The sequence below is a fragment of the Stenotrophomonas sp. YJH_SMC_10 genome (assembly GCF_059371555.1).
In genome coordinates, this window is sequence record NZ_JCAFUS010000011.1 from 1 (window position 1) to 18,091 (window position 18,091).

General features: G+C 68.2%; 17 protein-coding genes. 8 read left to right on the plus strand and 9 right to left on the minus strand.

The window, feature by feature from the left end:
• Positions 1–255: 255 nt before the first annotated feature.
• Positions 256–1,143 (minus strand): hypothetical protein, encoded by an 888-nt coding sequence (locus AC5P9C_RS14450; protein ID WP_053461823.1) that lies wholly within the window; start codon positions 1,141–1,143, stop codon positions 256–258.
• A gap of 93 nt (positions 1,144–1,236) precedes the next feature.
• Here AC5P9C_RS14450 and AC5P9C_RS14455 point away from each other — a divergent pair, with 93 nt between their 5' ends.
• Positions 1,237–2,532, plus strand: a complete 1,296-nt coding sequence (locus tag AC5P9C_RS14455; protein WP_005420942.1) for an acetyl-CoA C-acetyltransferase — start codon at positions 1,237–1,239, stop codon at positions 2,530–2,532.
• A gap of 108 nt (positions 2,533–2,640) precedes the next feature.
• On the opposite strand, the gene AC5P9C_RS14460 is transcribed toward AC5P9C_RS14455, so the two are convergent.
• The 3 genes from AC5P9C_RS14460 to AC5P9C_RS14470 form a co-directional block, all read right to left on the minus strand.
• Positions 2,641–3,936: a heme biosynthesis HemY N-terminal domain-containing protein gene (locus AC5P9C_RS14460; RefSeq protein WP_414615131.1), complete on the minus strand. Its 1,296-nt coding sequence runs from the start codon at positions 3,934–3,936 to the stop codon at positions 2,641–2,643.
• A gap of 6 nt (positions 3,937–3,942) precedes the next feature.
• On the minus strand, positions 3,943–4,920 hold the full coding sequence (locus tag AC5P9C_RS14465; RefSeq protein ID WP_343540904.1) for a uroporphyrinogen-III C-methyltransferase: 978 nt from the start codon (positions 4,918–4,920) through the stop codon (positions 3,943–3,945).
• A gap of 104 nt (positions 4,921–5,024) precedes the next feature.
• Entirely contained in the window at positions 5,025–5,834 is an 810-nt protein-coding gene (locus AC5P9C_RS14470; RefSeq protein WP_074725813.1) for a uroporphyrinogen-III synthase, read from the minus strand.
• 35 nt (positions 5,835–5,869) lie between these two features.
• Between AC5P9C_RS14470 and AC5P9C_RS14475 the strand changes: the two genes are divergently transcribed.
• The 5 genes from AC5P9C_RS14475 (at position 5,870) to AC5P9C_RS14495 (ending at position 8,955) form a co-directional block, all read left to right on the plus strand.
• Positions 5,870–6,337 (plus strand): YiiD C-terminal domain-containing protein, encoded by a 468-nt coding sequence (locus AC5P9C_RS14475; protein WP_049470815.1) that lies wholly within the window; start codon positions 5,870–5,872, stop codon positions 6,335–6,337.
• A gap of 32 nt (positions 6,338–6,369) precedes the next feature.
• On the plus strand, positions 6,370–6,795 hold the full coding sequence (locus tag AC5P9C_RS14480; protein ID WP_049470818.1) for a hypothetical protein: 426 nt from the start codon (positions 6,370–6,372) through the stop codon (positions 6,793–6,795).
• 57 nt (positions 6,796–6,852) lie between these two features.
• Entirely contained in the window at positions 6,853–7,290 is a 438-nt protein-coding gene (locus AC5P9C_RS14485) for a rhodanese-like domain-containing protein (protein ID WP_005420930.1), read from the plus strand.
• 100 nt (positions 7,291–7,390) lie between these two features.
• Positions 7,391–7,909, plus strand: coding sequence for a protein-export chaperone SecB (gene secB, locus AC5P9C_RS14490; RefSeq protein WP_005407596.1), 519 nt, complete (start codon positions 7,391–7,393; stop codon positions 7,907–7,909).
• Between the two features lie 20 nt (positions 7,910–7,929).
• Positions 7,930–8,955, plus strand: coding sequence for an NAD(P)H-dependent glycerol-3-phosphate dehydrogenase (locus AC5P9C_RS14495; protein WP_021204061.1), 1,026 nt, complete (start codon positions 7,930–7,932; stop codon positions 8,953–8,955).
• A 126-nt stretch (positions 8,956–9,081) separates the two neighbouring features.
• Here AC5P9C_RS14495 and AC5P9C_RS14500 read toward each other — a convergent pair whose 3' ends face one another.
• A complete protein-coding gene (locus AC5P9C_RS14500; RefSeq protein WP_074725812.1) occupies positions 9,082–9,543 on the minus strand; it encodes a YybH family protein in 462 nt (153 codons plus the stop codon).
• Between the two features lie 135 nt (positions 9,544–9,678).
• On the opposite strand from AC5P9C_RS14500, the gene AC5P9C_RS14505 reads away from it, so the two are divergent.
• Positions 9,679–9,972, plus strand: a complete 294-nt coding sequence (locus AC5P9C_RS14505) for a DUF6916 family protein (protein WP_049470820.1) — start codon at positions 9,679–9,681, stop codon at positions 9,970–9,972.
• Here AC5P9C_RS14505 and AC5P9C_RS14510 read toward each other — a convergent pair.
• Genes AC5P9C_RS14510 through AC5P9C_RS14525 form a run of 4 tightly spaced genes read right to left on the minus strand, consistent with a single transcriptional unit; the run spans position 9,965 to position 12,132 of the window.
• Positions 9,965–10,522: a GNAT family N-acetyltransferase gene (locus tag AC5P9C_RS14510; RefSeq protein WP_239505234.1), complete on the minus strand. Its 558-nt coding sequence runs from the start codon at positions 10,520–10,522 to the stop codon at positions 9,965–9,967. The genes AC5P9C_RS14505 and AC5P9C_RS14510 overlap by 8 nt on opposite strands.
• On the minus strand, positions 10,519–11,052 hold the full coding sequence (locus AC5P9C_RS14515) for a phage tail protein (protein ID WP_343540908.1): 534 nt from the start codon (positions 11,050–11,052) through the stop codon (positions 10,519–10,521). The genes AC5P9C_RS14510 and AC5P9C_RS14515 overlap by 4 nt, the downstream gene beginning before the upstream one ends.
• A 31-nt stretch (positions 11,053–11,083) precedes the next feature.
• Complete coding sequence (locus AC5P9C_RS14520; RefSeq protein ID WP_103283215.1) at positions 11,084–11,614, minus strand: phage tail protein; 531 nt, start codon at positions 11,612–11,614, stop codon at positions 11,084–11,086.
• Between the two features lie 14 nt (positions 11,615–11,628).
• Complete coding sequence (locus AC5P9C_RS14525; protein ID WP_049470832.1) at positions 11,629–12,132, minus strand: phage tail protein; 504 nt, start codon at positions 12,130–12,132, stop codon at positions 11,629–11,631.
• Positions 12,133–12,592: 460 nt separating this feature from the next.
• On the opposite strand from AC5P9C_RS14525, the gene AC5P9C_RS14530 reads away from it, so the two are divergent.
• Complete coding sequence (locus AC5P9C_RS14530) at positions 12,593–18,019, plus strand: putative Ig domain-containing protein (RefSeq protein WP_343540911.1); 5,427 nt, start codon at positions 12,593–12,595, stop codon at positions 18,017–18,019.
• Positions 18,020–18,091: the final 72 nt, after the last annotated feature.

The following is an 18,091-nucleotide window of genomic DNA, read 5'->3' on the forward strand; positions in this document are numbered from 1 at the left end:
GCCGGCCGCTGGCCGGCCATCGCAGATCCGGACGTTGCCGGCCAGCGGCCGGCACTACCCGTCCTTCAGCGCGCCAGCAGCTCGCGTGCGTCCTGGCCGGCCTCGCAGTGCACGAACAACACTGCGGCCATTTCTGCTGGAAACGGGAAACGCCGGCGCAAGCCGGCGTTCTTTCATTCTTTATGGGTAGTGCCGGCCGCTGGCCGGCAATCGCAGATCCGGACGTTGCCGGCCAGCAGCCGGCACTACCCGTCTTCAGCGCGCCAGCAGCTCGCGGGCGTCCTGGCCGGCCTCGCAGTGCACGAACAGCACCGGCACGCCATGCGCTTCCAGCACCGCGGCCATCTGCCGCTGGCGCATCAGGAACTGCTCGTAGATGCCCTGCAGGCGGTCGCAGTCGTTCTTGCTGTGGTTGTAGTACGCGCACCAACCGGCCGGATCGAACAGCGCCATGCGTGCCTCGCCATGGGTATAGCGCAGCAACGGCTCGGGCGCGGCATTGAGCCACTCATCTTCGCCCGGCGCCATGATCGCGGTCTCGATCAGCGGCCACAGCGCGGCCAGGCCCTGGTTGTCGTACTGCATCGACATCATCGCGGCCAGGTCGTTCACGGTGAAATAGCGCGCGTGCTCGATGCGGGCCCCGAAGGCGTTCTGCGCCATCAGCGCGGTATCGGCATGCGCCATGCCGTTGGCCAGCAGGGTGTCTTCCAGCGCCTCGGCCACGGCATGGGTGGTGGCCACGTCGCTGCCGGTCAGCAGGAACGGCACCACGCGCAGGCCGCCCCCCACCAGGGTCGCATCGGCCTGGAACGGCAGCGGCACATCGCCTGCGGCATCGGTGCCGAAGGCCAGCAGGCGCGGGCCCTGGTTGCGGCCCGGGGCACGCATCTGCAGTTCTTCCAGGCGGCGATGGATCGGCCAGCCCGGACGCAGGACTTCGGCCGGGTCGAAATGCGCGGCGGCGAACACCAGGTCCAGTTCGGCGACCTGTGGCACCAGCTTGGACAGGTCACGGCCGACACGTTCGGCCAGTTCACCGGCCTGTTCAGCGCTGAGTACCGCCTGGCGGGGGATTTCGCCGCCGGCCAGTTCCAGGGCCAGCACGCCAAGGGCATTCATCGCGGGGTCGGGTTTGCTCATGGTTCCACGGTTGGCCCATCACAGGGCGGCAGCTACACTTGGCTCCATTATGCCTGCTCCGCCGTGCAGGCCATGTTGCAGACACCCTCATCCATGCCAGGTATCTCCATGCCCAACGCTCGTCCCGTCGCCATCCTCGGTGGCGTCCGCATTCCGTTCTGCCGCCAGAACACCGCGTATTCGGATGTCGGCAACCTCGGCATGTCGGTCCGTACGCTGGGCGCGCTGGTCGAACGTTTCGGCCTGCACGGCCAGCAGCTGGGCGAAGTGGCGATGGGTGCGGTGATCAAGCACTCCAGCGACTGGAACCTGGGCCGTGAGGCCACGCTGTCCTCCGGCCTGTCGCCGCTGACCCCGGGCATCACCCTGCAGCGCGCCTGCGGCACTTCGCTGGACAGCATCATCACCGTGGCCAACAAGATCGCGCTGGGCCAGATCGAATCGGGCATCGGTGGCGGTTCGGACACCACCTCCGACGTGCCGATCGTCTACGGCAAGAAGCTGCGTGCACGCCTGCTGGCCGCCAACCGCGCCAAGAGCACCGGCGACAAGATCCGCGCGCTCACCGCCGGCTTCAAGTTCTCCGAGCTCAAGCCCGAGTTCCCGGGCGTGGCCGAGCCGCGCACCGGCAAGAGCATGGGCGACCACTGCGAGGACATGGCCAAGGAATGGAACATCTCGCGCGACTCGCAGGACGAGTGGGCGGTGTCCTCGCACAAGAAGCTGGCCGCCGCCTATGAGCGTGGCTTCTTCAACGACCTGATCGCACCGTTCCGTGGCGTCGAGCGTGACAACATCCTGCGCCCGGACACCTCGCTGGAAAAGCTGGCCACGCTGAAGCCGGCGTTCGACAAGGTTTCCGGCCGCGGCACGCTGACCGCTGCCAATTCCACCCCGCTGACCGACGGTGCCGCTGCGGTACTGCTGGCCAGCGAAGAGTGGGCGCGCGCGCATGGCCATGAGCCGCAGGCCTACCTGCGTGACGCGCACGTGGCGGCAGTGGACTTCGTGCATGGCGAAGGCCTGCTGATGGCACCGACCATCGCGGTGCCGGAAATGCTCAAGCGCAATGGCCTGACCCTGCAGGACTTCGACATCTACGAGATCCACGAAGCCTTCGCCGCGCAGGTGCTGTGCACCCTGCGTGCGTGGGAGAGCGAGGACTACTGCCGCAACCGCCTGGGGCTGGACGCACCGCTGGGCCGCATCGACCCGGACAAGATCAACCTGCTGGGTTCGTCGCTGGCCACCGGTCATCCGTTCGCCGCCACCGGCGCCCGCGTCATCGCCACCGCCGCCAAGCAGCTGGCCGAACGCGGCGGTGGCCGCGCGCTGGTGTCGATCTGCACCGCCGGCGGCATGGGCGTGGTGGCGATCGTCGAACGCTGAGCATCACGGTAGTGCCGGCTGCTGGCCGGCAGCGCTGGTACGAAAACGCCGCCCAATGGGCGGCGTTCTTTTTTGCATCGGTGGGTGCCGACCGTTGGTCGGCACGCTTCACGGCAACCGCGGATTACCGAACTCGTCGCGCTCTTCGTTGGCGTCATACACCGGCGGCTGCACCGCGATCGGCTGCTCTTCCACGGTGGCACGCAGTGGCGCCTCGCTGCCGCGCACCAGCGCCACGCTGTCCTCGCCGCGCTGCAGGCGCAGCGCATTGGCCAGGCACTGTGCGGCCAGCGTGTGTTCGCCACGCTGGGCGAACAGTTCACCGAGTGCTTCCCACGCCGGTGCACCGGCGCCTGCGGCGATGGCCTCGTGCAGGAACGCATCGGCGGCCTCCCACTGCTGCTGGGCCAGGGCCACGCGGCCCTGCGCCAGCCGCAGCGCGGCCGAGCCGTCATGCACGTTGCGCCAGCGAGCGAGGTTGGCCTGGCGGGTGGCCAGGCGCTCGGCCGGCAGGCGGCCATACAGCGCCACCAGTTCGTCATCCCAGCGCTGGTCCAGGGCCTGTTCCAGCGCCAGCAGCGCCGGCTCGTCCCAGTCCAGCGCCACGGCGCGGCTGGCATACGCGCCCACCACGTCCGGGGTCGGGCGCAACGCCTTCGGCGTGGCTTCCCACTGCGCGGCCAGCGCGTTGACGTCGGCCGCTTCCAGCAGCGCCTGCGCAGCCAGCCGCGCTTCCAGTTCGCTGCTGGCCTCGGCCGGCAGCACCTTGCTCTGGCGCAGTGCACCCAGCTGGCCATACGCCTCGTGGGCGCGGCCGGCCTGTGCCAGTGCCTCGGTGCGCAGCCACAGGCCGCGTGGCGGCAGCGGCTGGATCGCCGCCACGTCCAGCGCGTTGATCGCATCCACCGGCAGGTCGCGCGCCAGCAGCTGTTCGGCGCGCAGCAGCGCCTGCAGGGTGGCGTCACTTTCGCCCAGGCGCTGCAGCAGTGCTTCGCCGGCGGGGCCGTCGGCGCGTGCCTGTGCGCTGCGCACCGCATTGGCCAGCGCCACCGCGCTCACTTCCGGGTCCTTGGCCGCACCATCCAGCAGTTTTTCGGCACGCTGCCACTGGCCGTGCTCATAGGCCTGCAGGCCGTCGATCAGGCGCACCCGGCCCTGCTTGCGGCGGTAGCGGCCCCAGGCGCGGAACGGTGCGGCGATCAGGCTCCACAGCAGCCACAGCACCAGCACCGTGATCACTGCCAGCAGCGCCACCTTCGGCAGGTTGCTGTGGTAGTCGTAGCCGCCGTAGCGCAGGGTCACCTCGCCAAAGCGGTTCAGGTCATCGGCGCCGAGCCATTGCGCGGCCACCACGCCGATGGCCACGGCCAGCAACAGCACGACCAGGGATTGCAGGGGTTTCATGCGGGCTTACCTCCGGTCGGTCTGGGTGCGCAGTTGTTGCAGGGTGCTGCCAAGGACAGCGTCGTTGGCCTGCAGCTGCAGTTCGCGCAAGGCCTTCAGTTCAGCACGTTGCGCGCGCAGGGCTGGTGAATCCGGCCAGCGCCGCTGTGCCCAGTGCTCCACGCGGTCCAGGGCGGTATTGCGGCCGGCCCGGTCGCCGCGCTCGATGGCGGCACGGGCCAACGTCAGTTCCAGCTGCAGCGCATCGTCGGCAGTGCGCTGCTCGGCGGCGGTCAGCGGGCCGTTCTGGCGGCTCGGGGTGATGTCCACGAACGGCGCCAGCGTGGCCTGCCACCAGGGCTTGGCTGCGTTGCCGCCGGTCGTGCCGGTGATCTGCGAGGGCAGGCCTTGCAGCGCCTGGGCCACAGCATCCAGGCGCTGCAGCGCCTGCACGCGCGGGCCGCTGCCGAGTGCATCCAGGGCCTCGCGCTCCTGCACCAGCGCCTGGCGCAGGTTCAGTCCCTCAGTGTCGGGCAGTTCGGCCAGTGCGGTGGCCGCCTGCGCATACAGGCGACGTGCGCCGTCTACGTCGTCGGCGTAGTTCAGGCGCTGTGCGGCCTGGGTCAGCAGCAGCTCGGCCTCGTCGCGCTGCACCGCCTGGCGGCCCTGGTTGGCGCTGTCGGCCAGCTTGGCCAGGTTCTCTTCCAGCAACGCGCTGCGCTGGGAGAGGCCCAGCATCTCGTCGCGCAGCACGCGGTTGGTGGTCGCTGCGTCCTGCAGGCGCTGGCTGGTCGCGCGCTGGTCACGACGCAGCGCATCCAGCGTGGCCTCCAGGCCCTTCAGCTGGACGGCCGTGGTCTGTGCCTGCGCTTCCTGCTCATGCTGTTGCTGCTGCCAGACGTACCAGCCGGCATAGCCGCCCGCGCCGAGCACGACCACAGCGGCCAGCGGCAGCAGCCAGCGCACGGGTCGATGGGGTGGGGGAGCGGGCGGAGTGTCGTTCATCGGGCTTCCTTGTCGGCAGCGTCGCCGGTGGAAGTCCGGCTGGCCGCGTTGTGCACAGCATCACTGTTGCCGACGACAGCGGCAAGCGTGATCCACGTCCCTGTTCAGGTCGCTGCCGGGACGGTGAGCGTGGCGTGTGCAGCGGCCACCAGCTGCGCAGCGGTGGGGCCGGCGCTGCGGGTGATGCGCTGCAGGCCGAGCGCCTGCGCCTGTTCGCCGAGGCGGTCACTGGCGACCACCACGCGGGCACAGGCGCGCAGGCGCTGCTGCTCGGCCGGCGGAAGCTGCTGCCAGACGTGCTGCAGCGCTTCGCCACTGCTCACGGCCAGCACCCACGGCTGGGCTGAATGCGCCAAGCGGGCCAGCGTGCGCCGAGGCAGGCGCAGCAGGCGGCGCTGGTAGACGTCGGCGCGTTCGATCGTGGCGCCCGCCGCCTGCAACTGCGCGGCGATCAGGCCGCGCCCGCCGGGCGCGGTCACCAGGCCGATGCGCAGGCCGCGGACGTCCGCCAGCACCGGCAGCGCAAGCAGGCCTTCGCTGTCCATCCGCTGCGGCGCATGCACCTCGGCCACGCCGTGCGCCTGCAGCGCGCGCGCGGTGCCTTCGCCCACGGTCAGCCAGGGGCTGCGCTGCGCTTCGGCCAGCGCCAGCAGCGATGCTGCGGCGGTGACGGCGGCGGGGCTGGTGAACACCACCCGGTCGCAGTTCAGCGCGCGTTGCAGCTGGCGCAGCACGGGCGTGCCGTGCAGGCGCTGCAGCCGCCACGGCGGCAGCGCCAGTACCTGTCCGCCCCGCCCCGCAACGGCGCGGCGCAGCGCCGCCTGCTGGCCCTGTGGGCGCAGCGAGATCAGGGTCCAGCGCGCGCCGGAACGGGTGGCGCCAGTGGGTATCGTATGGTCGACCATTGCCTGCATTATGCGGGCCCTTCGTTGTCGTGGTCGCTGCTCCGATGTCCGTTGATGCCCTGACTTCCTCGTTGGCCGCCCTGCAGGACGTGCTGGACTGCATGCCGGCGGTGCGCGCCATGCAGATCCGCCTCGACGGCTATGCTGACGGCGTGCTGCGCATCACCGCGCCGCTGGCCGCCAACGTCAACGACAAGGGCAACGCCTTCGGCGGCAGCCTGGCCTCGGTGCTGACCCTGTCCGGCTGGGCCCTGGTCAGCCTGCGCCTGCGCCTGGCTGGCCACGATGCCGAGGTCTACGTGGCCGACAGCAACCTGCGCTACCTGGCGCCGGTCTACGAGGACCTGCATGCCCATGCCGAAGCGGCCGAAGCCACCGGCTGGGATGCCTTCCTGAACACCTTCCGCCAGCGCCGCAAGGCCCGGATCAGCATCATTGCCACCCAGCCCGGTGCCGATGGCAAGCCTGCGGCCGAGTTCAGCGGTCGCTTTGTTGCCTTCGCCAGAGGGTAGGATGGCAGGCTGACGTCCTGGGGAAACCACCGATGCGCCGCCTCATCCAGTTCCTGATGTATTCCCTGCTGCTGGTCAGCGCCGTGGCTTCGGCCGACGACCTGAGCCGCAAGCAGCGCAAGCTGCTGGAAGAGACCCAGGTCGCCTACGGCGCCACCATCCGCTGGGGCAGCATGGACGATGCCATCGGCTACCTGGACCCGAAGCTGCGCAAGGAAAAGCCGCCGACCGAGTTCGAGCTCAACCGTTACGCGCAGCTGCGCGTGTCGTCCTACCGCGAGCGCAGCAGTGCCGCGCTGGATGGCGGCCTGGTCGAGCGCCGGGTCGAAATCGGGGTGATCAACCAGAACACCCAGGCCGAGCGCACGGTGGTGGTGGTCGAGCGCTGGCGCTGGGACCCGGAGGCCAAGCGCTGGTGGCAGACCGCCGGCCTGCCGGACCTGTGGAAGGGGCAGTGACGGGCCGCGTCCGGCTTGTGCGACAATCGGCGCCCGCTTAATCGACCCGTGACCTGAGTGAATTACGAAGAGTTGCTGGCCTTTGCAGGCCGAAACCCGATGCTGTCCGCGGCCCTGGTCGGCCTGACCGTGGCCATCATCGTCACCGAGATCCGCCGCCTGTTCCGGGGCTTCAAGGGCATCAAGCCCGCCGAACTGACCCAGCTGATGAACGCGGGCGGCACGGTGGTGGTCGACCTGTCGGCCAGCGGTGACTTCGAGAAGGGCCACATTGCCGGCAGCCGCAACGCCCAGGCCAGTGCCTTCGGCCCGGAGCACAAGCTGGTTGCCAACGCCAAGCAGTCGCCGGTGGTGCTGGTGTGCCGCAGCGGCAACGCTTCGGAAACCGCCGCCAAGGCGCTGAAGAAGGCCGGTTTCGAGAAGGTCTACGTGCTCGACGGCGGCATCCCCGCCTGGCAGCAGGCCGAGCTGCCGCTGGTCAAGGGCCGTAACTGATTGTCGCAGGTGGCGGATCCGGCCTTGTCTGGGCCTGATCCCGCCCCCATCGCAGTAGTTCGACCATCGTTTTCATTGCATTCACCTGGAGTTACTGGAAATGTCCGAAGAGATCACCAACGGCGCCGCTGCGCCGGTCGATGCCGCTACCGGCCCCGCTTTCACCGTCGAGAAGATCTACGTCAAGGACGTCTCCTTCGAGTCGCCGAACGCGCCGACCATCTTCAATGACCAGGTGCAGCCGGAGCTGCAGCTGAATCTGAACCAGCAGGTGCAGCGCCTGGGTGAGAACGCCTTCGAAGTCGTGCTGGCCGTGACCCTGACCTGCCAGGCCGGTGAGCGCACCGCCTACGTGGCCGAAGTGAAGCAGGCCGGCGTGTTCGGCCTGGTCGGCCTGGACCCGCAGTCGATCGACGTGCTGCTCGGCACCCAGTGCCCGAACATCCTGTTCCCGTACGTGCGCCAGCTGATCAGCGACCTGATCCAGGCCGGCGGCTTCCCGCCGTTCTTCCTGCAGCCGATCAACTTCGAAGGCCTGTACGCAGAAACCCTGCGCCAGCGCCAGGAGCAGGGCGACGCACCGTCGCTGGCTGACTCCGAGCCGGCCGGCAACGCCTGATTCCTGCCGCGACGTCACGGATGAGCACTCCCGCTGACAAGATCGCCGTGCTTGGCGCCGGTTCCTGGGGAACCGCGCTGGCCAGCCTGCTCGCACGGCACGGTCACCCGACCGTGCTGTGGGGCCGCGATGCTGCCGTGGTCGACGCCATCGACCAGCGCCACGAGAATCCGCGTTACCTGCCGGGCATCCCGCTGCCGGACAGCCTGCGGGCTACCACCGACCTGGCGTCGGCGGTGGAGGGCGCGGCCTGGATCCTGGTGGTGACGCCGTCGCATGCCTTCGGTGAAACCGTGCGCGCGCTGGCGCCGCTGCGTCCGGCCGGTGCCGGCGTGGCCTGGGCCACCAAGGGCTTCGAACCCGGTTCGGGCCGCTTCCTGCATGAAGTGGCGCGCGAAGTGCTGGGTGAGGACGTGCCGCTGGCCGTCGTCACCGGGCCGTCGTTCGCCAAGGAAGTGACCCAGGGCCTGCCGACCGCGATCACCGTGCATGGCGACGTGCCCGAGTTCGCGCAGACGGTGGCCGAGGCGATGCATGGCCCGGCGTTCCGCGCCTACACCGGCGACGACATGGTCGGTGCCGAGCTGGGCGGCGCGATGAAGAACGTGCTGGCGGTGGCCACCGGCGTGGCCGATGGCATGCAGCTGGGCCTCAACGCTCGTGCCGGCCTGATCACCCGTGGTCTGAACGAGATGCTGCGCCTGGCCGCTGCGATCGGCGCCAAGCCGGAAACGCTGATGGGCCTGGCCGGCCTCGGCGATCTGGTGCTGACCTGCACCGGCGACCTGTCGCGCAACCGTCGCCTGGGCCTGGCCCTGGGCCGCGGCCAGACGCTGCAGGATGCCGTGCGCGAAATCGGCCAGGTGGTCGAGTCGGTGCAGACCGCCGACGAAGTGATGCGACAGGCGCGCCGCCATGGCATCGACCTGCCGATCTCCGACCGCGTGCGTGCCGTGCTGCACGGCGAGCAGACGCCGGAAGAAGGGCTGCGCGCATTGCTGGCGCGGGAACAGAAACCGGAATATCCGGACACGCTGTTCAAGTGAATCGAAGAACCCCGGGCACGTGCCGGGGTTTTTTTTATGTGCGCGACCCATCCACGCATGGCGTGGATCTACTGCCGAACCCGCTTCTGGTCGCTGCCAACCTTGGTTGGCGCCCGGCGGCAGCGATCACCGCGCCCGTGGTGGCGCGCTGGTGTTGTCCATGTCCGAGAAGATCAACCACGGCCCATCGCCCACGCGCTTCAGCGTCAGCGTGAATTTGCCGGTGTCCCCCACGTTGTTGCCGTAGCGGTAGGCACCAATGATGTAGCCCGCATTCCCGTCCACCGCGTACGCCAACGCACGCAGCCGCAACGGACTGCCGCCCTGTCCGGCATATGCGGCCTCGATCGCACTGCGGCCGCGCACCGGCGGCTGGTTGCTCTGCAGCACAAAGCCATCCTCGGCGAACAACCCGGCCAGCGCCTTGGCGTCGCCCGTGTGCCACGCCTGCTCGTAGTCGCGCAGTACGCGATCCAGCGAAGGGGGCAGCGGTACCTCCGGCAGCGCAGTGGCCGCCGGCGCCGATGGCGGGCCATCGGCGGCCAGCAGCGGTCCGGACAGGGCGAGAAGCAGCAGGCAGATACGCATCGGCTCAGTCCTTGGGCGCGCCGGTGAGCGCAAGGGCGAGTATCCCCCATCCGCGCCCGGCAGGCGGTGGCGCAGGCCCCATTGAAAGCGCGTTGCCGCTTCGGCATGCTCGACGTCAACCGGGGGAGGGGACGCATGCACTTTTTCCAGCTGGACCAGTTCGCAGGTCATCTCAACGAAACGTTCAGCGCCGACATCGAGAACACCGGTGTCCCCTTCGTGCTGGTGGAAGCCGCGCCGATGCCTGATCGGCAGATTGCCGGCCAGATGCGCGCACCGTTCTCGTTGCTGTTCCGCAATGAATCGGCGGTGCTGTTCCCGCAGCGCACCTACACCATGCGCCACCATGGGCTCGGCGAGTTCGGCATTTTCCTGGTGCCGATCGCGCGCGATCGGACCGGCTTCATCTACCAGGCACTGTTCAACTGACCGCTGTCGCCACCCAGCGCATGCGCAGGTGGCTGCCGGTATCGCCTTCGGTGTGGAACGCGAGCCGTTCGTAGAGACGGCGCGCGGCCAGATTCTCCCAGGCGACATGCAGGACGACGCTGTGCAGCGGCACCGCATGCGCCGCGCGTTGTACCCAGCGCACCAGGGCCGAGCCGATGCCACGGCCGCGCACGGCGTCCAGCAGGGCGATATCGATGAGGGTGGCTTCGTGTTCGTCGCAATGCAGGTACAGGCGCCCGATCGGCTGTCCGGCCTGCTCGACCAGCAGATAGTGCGCAGGCTGGTAATGCCGGGTGTAGTGCAGGTGCTGCAGCGCGAACTGGTTGTCGAGGAACGCCTGGCGCAAGGCGTCCGGCCACGGCACATTGGCCAGCTCGGCCGCACGTGATTCGGCATAGAGCCGCTGCAGGAAGGGCAGGTCGCCATCCTGTGCTTCGCGCACGCTCACACCTGCGGGAAGACCGTCCCTCGCTGCGGGCAGCCAGGCTGCCCGCAGCGAGGGAAAGGCCAGTGCCACGTTCGACGTCATGGCCGCTGCGGGAAGACGCCCGACAGGCAGATGCAGAAGTTCAGGGCGAGATAGGGCTGCCGGTTCTCATGCGGCAGACTCCCACCCGCGACGCCCACCGTCGTCAGCGGGAAGGTACTGTTGACTGTCGGTGTCACGGCCAGGATCGGACTCGACTCCGGCGTGATCAGTGCATTTCCATTGCCAGGTATGCCACTGCGATGCGCAGTGTCGGGCTGGTTGTAGATGCGTGCGCCATGGGTGTGGTTGGGCATCTCGTTGATCAACAGGGTGACATTGTCGCTGCCAAAGGTCTCGCCCATGTCGCGCTGCGACAGGCCCGGGCCGCTGCCCTGGCCGCATGCGATGTTGTTGGTGAAGTTCGGCAGCTGGTAGTTGCTGGTGCCGTTGCCACCGAAGGTCGTTCCCAGCAGTGAGAACAGCGCGGTGTTCTGCTGGATCGGCATCAGCTGTCCTTGGCACATCGCCCAGTTGTAAGGGGCGAAGTTGAAGCCGAAAATCTGGATTTCGCCGGTAAAGGGATCGCTCATGATAGGGGTCCTGGTAGGCGGTCGATGATCGTCAGCCTTGCGATGGGAAGACGCCTGCCCATGCGATGCAGTAGCGGGCGACCAGCGAGGGCATGGTGTTGTCGTGTGGCTGGCCGCCGCCGATCGCGCTCACCGATGCTGCCACCAGGGTGCCACTGCCAAGGTCGGTGGTGCTGTCGGTATACAGCGTGTCGCCACTGACCGCGCCGAGCTGCAGTGCCGGCCCGGGTGCCGCCGACGTGGCTGCCGAGTTCACCGCATTGAGCGCATGGGTATGCGCGGGCAGCTGCGCGGTGGTCAGGGTGACCGATTCGCTGCCGCCTGCCTGGCCAAGCACATAGGTGCCGAGGCCAATGCCGGTGCCCTGGTGAACCGGTACGCGCCCGCAGAGGTTGGGCAGGCCGAAGGTGTTCACACCATCGCCACCGTAGGTGGTGCCCAGCAAGGTGTACAGCACGTCGTATTCGGAAATGGGCAGCAGTCGGCCATCACAATCGAACCAGCCCGCCGGCGCGAAGTTGTAGGGAAACAGACGGACTTCGCCAACAAAGGGTTGAGACATGGCAGAAACTCCGGTCAGCCGCGCGAAGGGTAGATTCCATAAAGTGCGATGCAGAAGTTGATGACCAGATACGGTTGCAGGTTCGCGTGTGGCTGCGTCTGCCCGCTGGCATCAAGCACGTTCAAGGGCACCTGCGCTCCGCTTGAAGCACCGTAGACATTCTGCGTGCCGGTTTTGCCGAGCAGCACGTTGCCCTGTGGGATACGCGTTGAGCCGTCGGCGGTGGTGCCGCCGAAAACGTGTGCGTGCTGGGGAATCTGTGACGTCAGCAGGGTCACGCTCTCCAGCCCCTGGCGATCACCCATGTTGCTGCCATTGGTGGATCCCCGGGGCGTGCGGCTACGCAGGTCCGGAAGCTGGAAATTGGTCGTGCCGTTGCCACCGTAGAACGTACCCAACAGCGAAAAGAGCGCGGTGTTCTGCTGGATGGACATCGACTGACCGTTGCAGAAAGCGAAGTTCTTCGGCGCGAAGTTGAACGCCACGGGCATTATCTGCCCGAGAAAGGGTTCCGACATACGATTTTCCCCCTGGGATAGGCGCCGGCACTTGGCCCCCGGCCGGCGATATAACTCTGGCGCATTATCGGGATCCTTGACAAGTGTCGGTGGCTGTGGGCAAGAATATCGCGCTGCCTGCCCACGTGATTCAGGGATTCGAGGGGCAGGACCGCCGGGCAGGGCCAGGGAGTCTGCCGGGTGGGGAGGTCAGGAACCGCGGCTGCCCGACCGGCTGCCACGGCGGTTTTCTCACTCGCGCAACAAGGCGCAGCGCCCGTCGGGAAGCCGGGCAAGCAGGGGGCAAAACATGTGGCACGCAGAGTCGATGCATCGCGACGCGATGCGCTATGGGCTCGGCCGTCGTTTTTGGGGCCGCCTTGGGGCAATCCTGCTGCTGGGCGCCACACTCGCGCTGCCCGCGATTTCATATGCAGCATGCTCGGTTTTCACGCCGGCCAATGCCAGCGCGGGCTCACCGATGGCCGCCGGCAGCACCATTACCATCGACGCCTCGAGCTGCCAGGGCGTGCCCGGTTTCGGCATCGGCAATGTGACCACGCCGGCCGGCAACGGTACTGCCACCATCACCAGCCATGCGGCCTCGAGAATCTCCTATGCCCACAGCGGCAACGGATCGACGATCGATACCTTCGCCTTCGATGATGGCACCGGCTCGCACAATGTGCAGGTCACCGTGTACATCCAGGCATCGGCCTCGCCGATCACGATTTCGCCGGCCACCGTGCCCGGCGCAACGGTGGGCGTGTCCTATGCAGGTGTCACACTCAGCGCCAGCGGTGGCACCGCGCCCTACGGTTATGCCGTCACTTCCGGTGCACTGCCGGCCGGAATGACGTTGAGTGGCACTGGCCTCCTGTCCGGTACGCCGACCACGCAGGGAACGTTCGCGTTCTCGGTGACCGCCACCGACAGTGCCGGCACACCGTTGACGGGCACGGCGAGCTACTCGATCAGCGTTGCTGCGCCGACCATCACGGTCACCAATGTGCCTTCCGCAGCAGCCATCAATACGCCGTACTCCTTCACGCTGACCGCCAGTGGTGGCAATGGCCCCTACAGCTTTGCGCTCGACGCCGGTACTACTTTGCCGACCGGACTGGTGCTGGCCAGCAACGGGGCCATCTCGGGTACGCCCACCGCATTGGGGGTGACGAACTTCAGCGTGCGCGTCACCGACAGCAGCACGCCTACGCCTTTCTTCTCGGCGACCAACCTGTCGATCAACGTGCAGAACGTGGTGCCGCCGGTCGCCAATCCGGTCAGCGCGACGGTTGCCTACGGCAGTACCAGCAACCCGATCACCTTGAACATCACCGGTGGCGTCCCGGCATCGGTTGCGGTCGGTACCCAGGCCGCGCATGGCACTGCAACCGCCTCGGGAACCTCGATCACCTACACCCCCACGCCGGGCTATGCGGGGCCGGACAGCTTCACCTATACCGCCACCAATGCCGGTGGGACCTCGAGCCCGGCGACCGCGACCCTCACGGTCTCGCCGCCAACGATCACCTACGCACCCGCCAACCCGCCCGCAGGAACCGTCGGCGTGGCGTACAACCAGTCACTGGCCGGTGCCAGTGGCGGCACCACGCCGTACAGCTACACGCTCAATTCGGGCAGCCTGCCGCCTGGGTTGACCCTGGCCAGCAACGGCAGCCTGTCCGGCACGCCGACCGCCAACGGCAGCTTCTCCTTCACCGTCCGCGCCACTGACAGCAGCACCGGCACCGGCCCGTTCAGTGCCACCAGCGGCACGCTGACACTGAACATCGCTGCCGCGACCGTCACCTATGCACCGGGCAATCCGGCTGCCGCAACGGTCGGCACGGCGTACAGTGGCTCGCTGGCCAGCGCAGCGGGCGGCACCGCGCCCTACAGCTATGCGGTCACCTCGGGCAGCCTGCCGGCGGGCATCACGCTGGCCAGCAATGGCAGCCTGGCAGGCACGCCGACGGCGGGCGGTACCTTCACCTTCACGGTGACCGCCACCGACAGCAGCGGTGGCACCGGACCCTTCAGTGCGAGCAGCGCGGCGCTGGCACTGACCGTGAACGCCCCGACGATCCTGATCGCGCCGAGCTCGCTGCCCAATGCCACCGTGGCCGCGGCCTACTCGCAGACCGTGGCCGCTTCCGGCGGCACCGTCGGCTACAGCTACGCCGTCACCGCCGGGTCCCTGCCGCCGGGCCTGAGCCTGTCGAGCGGCGGCGTGCTCAGCGGTACGCCCACTGCAGGCGGTACCTACAACTTCACGCTTGCGGCCACCGACAGCAGCACGGGCACGGGCCCGTATACCGGCACCCGAGCGTACGCGATCACCGTGAGCGCACCCACGCTGACATTGACACCGACACCGGGCAGCGTGCTCAACGCTACCGCCGGAGCAGCGGTGACCGGACTGAGCTTCACTGCCGCCAATGGCACCGCACCGTACAGCTACGCGATCACCGCGGGCGCATTGCCACCTGGCGTCACCCTGGCCTCCACCGGCAGTCTGTCGGGTACGCCCAGTGCCACCGGCAACTTCACCTTCACCCTCACCGCCACCGATGGTTCCAGCGGTCCAGGCGCTCCCTTCACTGTGTCGGGCAGCTACACGCTGTCGGTGGCCGCGCCCACCATCACGCTGTCGCCGGCAACCTTGCCCGCGCCGACGATCGGCATCGCGTACAGCCAGACGTTCGTGGCTTCGGAAGGTCATCCGGCCACGTTCACCTATGGCGTCAACGCGGGTGTGCTGCCGGCAGGCCTGTCGTTGAACCCCAGCACCGGAGTGCTGAGTGGCACGCCCACCCAGGCGGGCGCCTTCAGCTTCACCATCAGCGCCACCGATGGCGGCGGATTCACCGGCAGCCAGTCCTATTCGGGCGCCGTGGCGGGCGGTGTCGTCGTGCTGCCGGCGGCAAGCCTGGGCGATGCCAGCGCCGGCACCGCCTACAACCACAGCTTCTCCGCCAGTGGCGGAACACCGGGTTATACCTACGTGCTGCTGAGCGGGGCATTGCCCGCAGGCCTGTCGTTGTCCAGCGCCGGCGTGTTGTCCGGTACGCCGACCGTGGCGGGCACGTTCAACTTCACCGTGCGGGCAACCGACAGCAGTACCGGTACCGGTGCACCGTTCACTGGCAGCCAGAGCTACACGCTTGTCGTGTTGGCACCGACGATCACGCTGGCGCCTTCCTCGCTGGCGGCAGCCACTGGCGGCCAGCTCTACGCGCAGACCATCAGTGCCATCGGAGGCACCGGCGGCTACACCTACAGCCTGTCCAGCGGCGCATTGCCGCCGGGCATCAGCCTGAGCAGCGCTGGCGCTGTGTCCGGTACACCCACCACCCCTGGCACCTACGCCTTCACGATCACTGCGACCGACAGCCACGCCTTCACCGGCAGCCAGACCTACAGCTTCACAGTCACTGCGCCGGCGATCACGCTCACGCCGGCCACGTTGCCTGCGGCGGCGGGCAGCACTCCCTACAGCCAGACACTGACCGCCAGCGGTGGCAACGGCGGTTACACCTTCAGCCTGACTGCAGGTGCGCTGCCACCGGGTATCGCGCTGAGCAGTGGCGGCGTGATCAGTGGCACACCGACCACCGTCGGCAGCTACACCTTCACCGTGCGCGCGACCGATGGTTTCGGCTTCACCGGCAGCCAGGCCTACACGGTGGCGGTGAATGCACCGGCCATTGTCTTCATCCAGACCACGCTGCCCGGTGGCCAGGTCGCAACGGCCTACAGCCAGACAGTGAGTGCCGGTGGCGGGAGTGGCAGTTTCACCTACAGCCTGGCCACAGGCGCGCTGCCTCCCGGTATCGCGCTGAGCAGCGCCGGTATCCTCAGCGGCGTGCCTGCAACTGCCGGCAACTACAGCTTCACCGTCACCGCCACCGATTCCTTCGGCTTTACCGGCAGCCAGGCGTACACGCTGGGCATCAACCAGCCGGTGCCGGTGGTGGTGAACGATGCGGCCAGCACGCCGGCCAATGCGGCCGTGAGCATCAACGTCTCTGCCAACGACACCGGGCCGATCACCAGCATCGCGATCGTGCAGGCGCCCACGCATGGCACGGCGGTGGTCAGCGGGCTGGACGTGGTGTACACCCCGGCCACCAGTTTCTTCGGCAACGACAGCCTGACCTACACCGCCACCGGCCCCGGCGGTACTTCCACGGCGGCCACGGTGAGCATCACCGTCACGCCGCTGGCGGTGCCGGTGGCGGCGACGCACAGCGCCACCGTGCTGGCCGGGCAATCGGTCACCGTGCAGGCCGAGGCCGGGGCGACCAATGGTCCCTTCACCGCAGTGACCATTACCCGGGCACCATCGTCAGGCACTGCGGTGGTGCAGGGCACCGGCATCGTCTACAGCGCCGCTGCCGACGCGTCCGGTGTCGTCGATTTCGACTACACGCTCAGCAACCCGTTCGGCGCATCGGCCCCGGCGCGGATCAGCATCAACGTCAATCCACGCCCGGTGGCACCGGCACTGAACGCTTCGGCGATTGCCGGCACCGTGGTCAACGTGGACCTGACCACGACCGCACGCGGCGGACCGTTCACCGCCGCCAACGTGGTGTCGGTCTCGCCGGCCGAAGCGGGTACCGCCAGCATCTCCGCCAGCGGCACCGGCTACACGCTGGCCTTCACCGCGGCGGCGACGTTCGGGGGTGCGGTGCGCATCACCTACACGCTGAGCAATGCCTTCGCCACCTCGGCGCCCGGCACGGTGGATGTGATGGTCAAGCCGCGCAGCGATCCCTCACGCGATGCCGAAGTGCTGGGCGTGCTCGACGCACAGGTGGAGGGTGCGCGACGCATGGCGATCGGCCAGATCGGCAACTTCCAGCGGCGCCTGGAAAGCCTGCGCGCCGGCGGCGGCCGCAGTTGCTTCAGCAACGGCATCACCTTCAGCTCGGCCAGCAGCCAGCGCCGTGCGCAGCAGACCGAGCTGCTGCAGAAGGGCATCGGCGCCACCGGCGAGGCACTGTCGATGGTCGAGGAACCGGCGCTGCAGGGCGATGCCGCGCCTGCGGCCACCCCGGCCGACGGCTTCGCGTTCTGGACCGGCGGTGCGGTGAACTTCGGCACGCTGAAGCCGGGTGCAGGCAGCAACGGCATCGACTTCACCACCTCCGGCGTCAGCCTGGGTGCGGACCGCCAGCTGGGTCCGTCGTTGAGCCTGGGCGCGGGCATCGGCTATGGCCACGACGCGTCCGATATCGGTCGCAATGGCAGCCGCAGCACGGTCGATGGCTACAGCATCGCCGGCTATGCCAGCTTCCATCCGCAAGGCGGGTTCTATGTGGATGGCCTGCTGGGCTATCAGTGGCTGACCTTCGATGCACGTCGCTTCATCACCGACAACGGCAATACCGCCTATGGCAGCCGCGGTGGCAGGCAGTGGTTCGCCTCGTTCTCCACCGGCTTCCAGCACCGTCTGGACAACCTGTTGCTGACCCCGTACGGGCGCCTGGACCTGGCCCGCGCAACGCTGGATGGCTATCGCGAGCGCGGCGATGCGGTGTACGCGCTCGACTTCGGGAAGCAGACGGTGAACACCAGCACCGCCACCGCAGGTGTGCTGGCCCAGTGGTGGGTGAAGCGCGACTACGGCATGTGGACGCCGCAGCTGCGCGCCGAGTTCGGCCATGACATGCAGGGCTCCAGCGAGGTCTTCATGCGCTACGCCGACCTGATGTCCGGCCCGGTCTATCGCACCAGCCTGGGCCGGCAGTCGCGCAACCACACGCTGCTGGGCGCGGGTATCGGCCTGCAGACGCTGAAGGGCTGGTCGCTGCGTGCCGAATACCAGAACCAGTTCGACAGCAGCAGCCGCGACAACCAGGGCATCCAGATCAGCGTGCAGAAAACCCTGCCACCGTGACCGTGCCCGCGGTGGCGGCCGTTGTGCCGCCACCGCGTGCTGCGGCGCAACCCGGCACCCATACAATCGCAG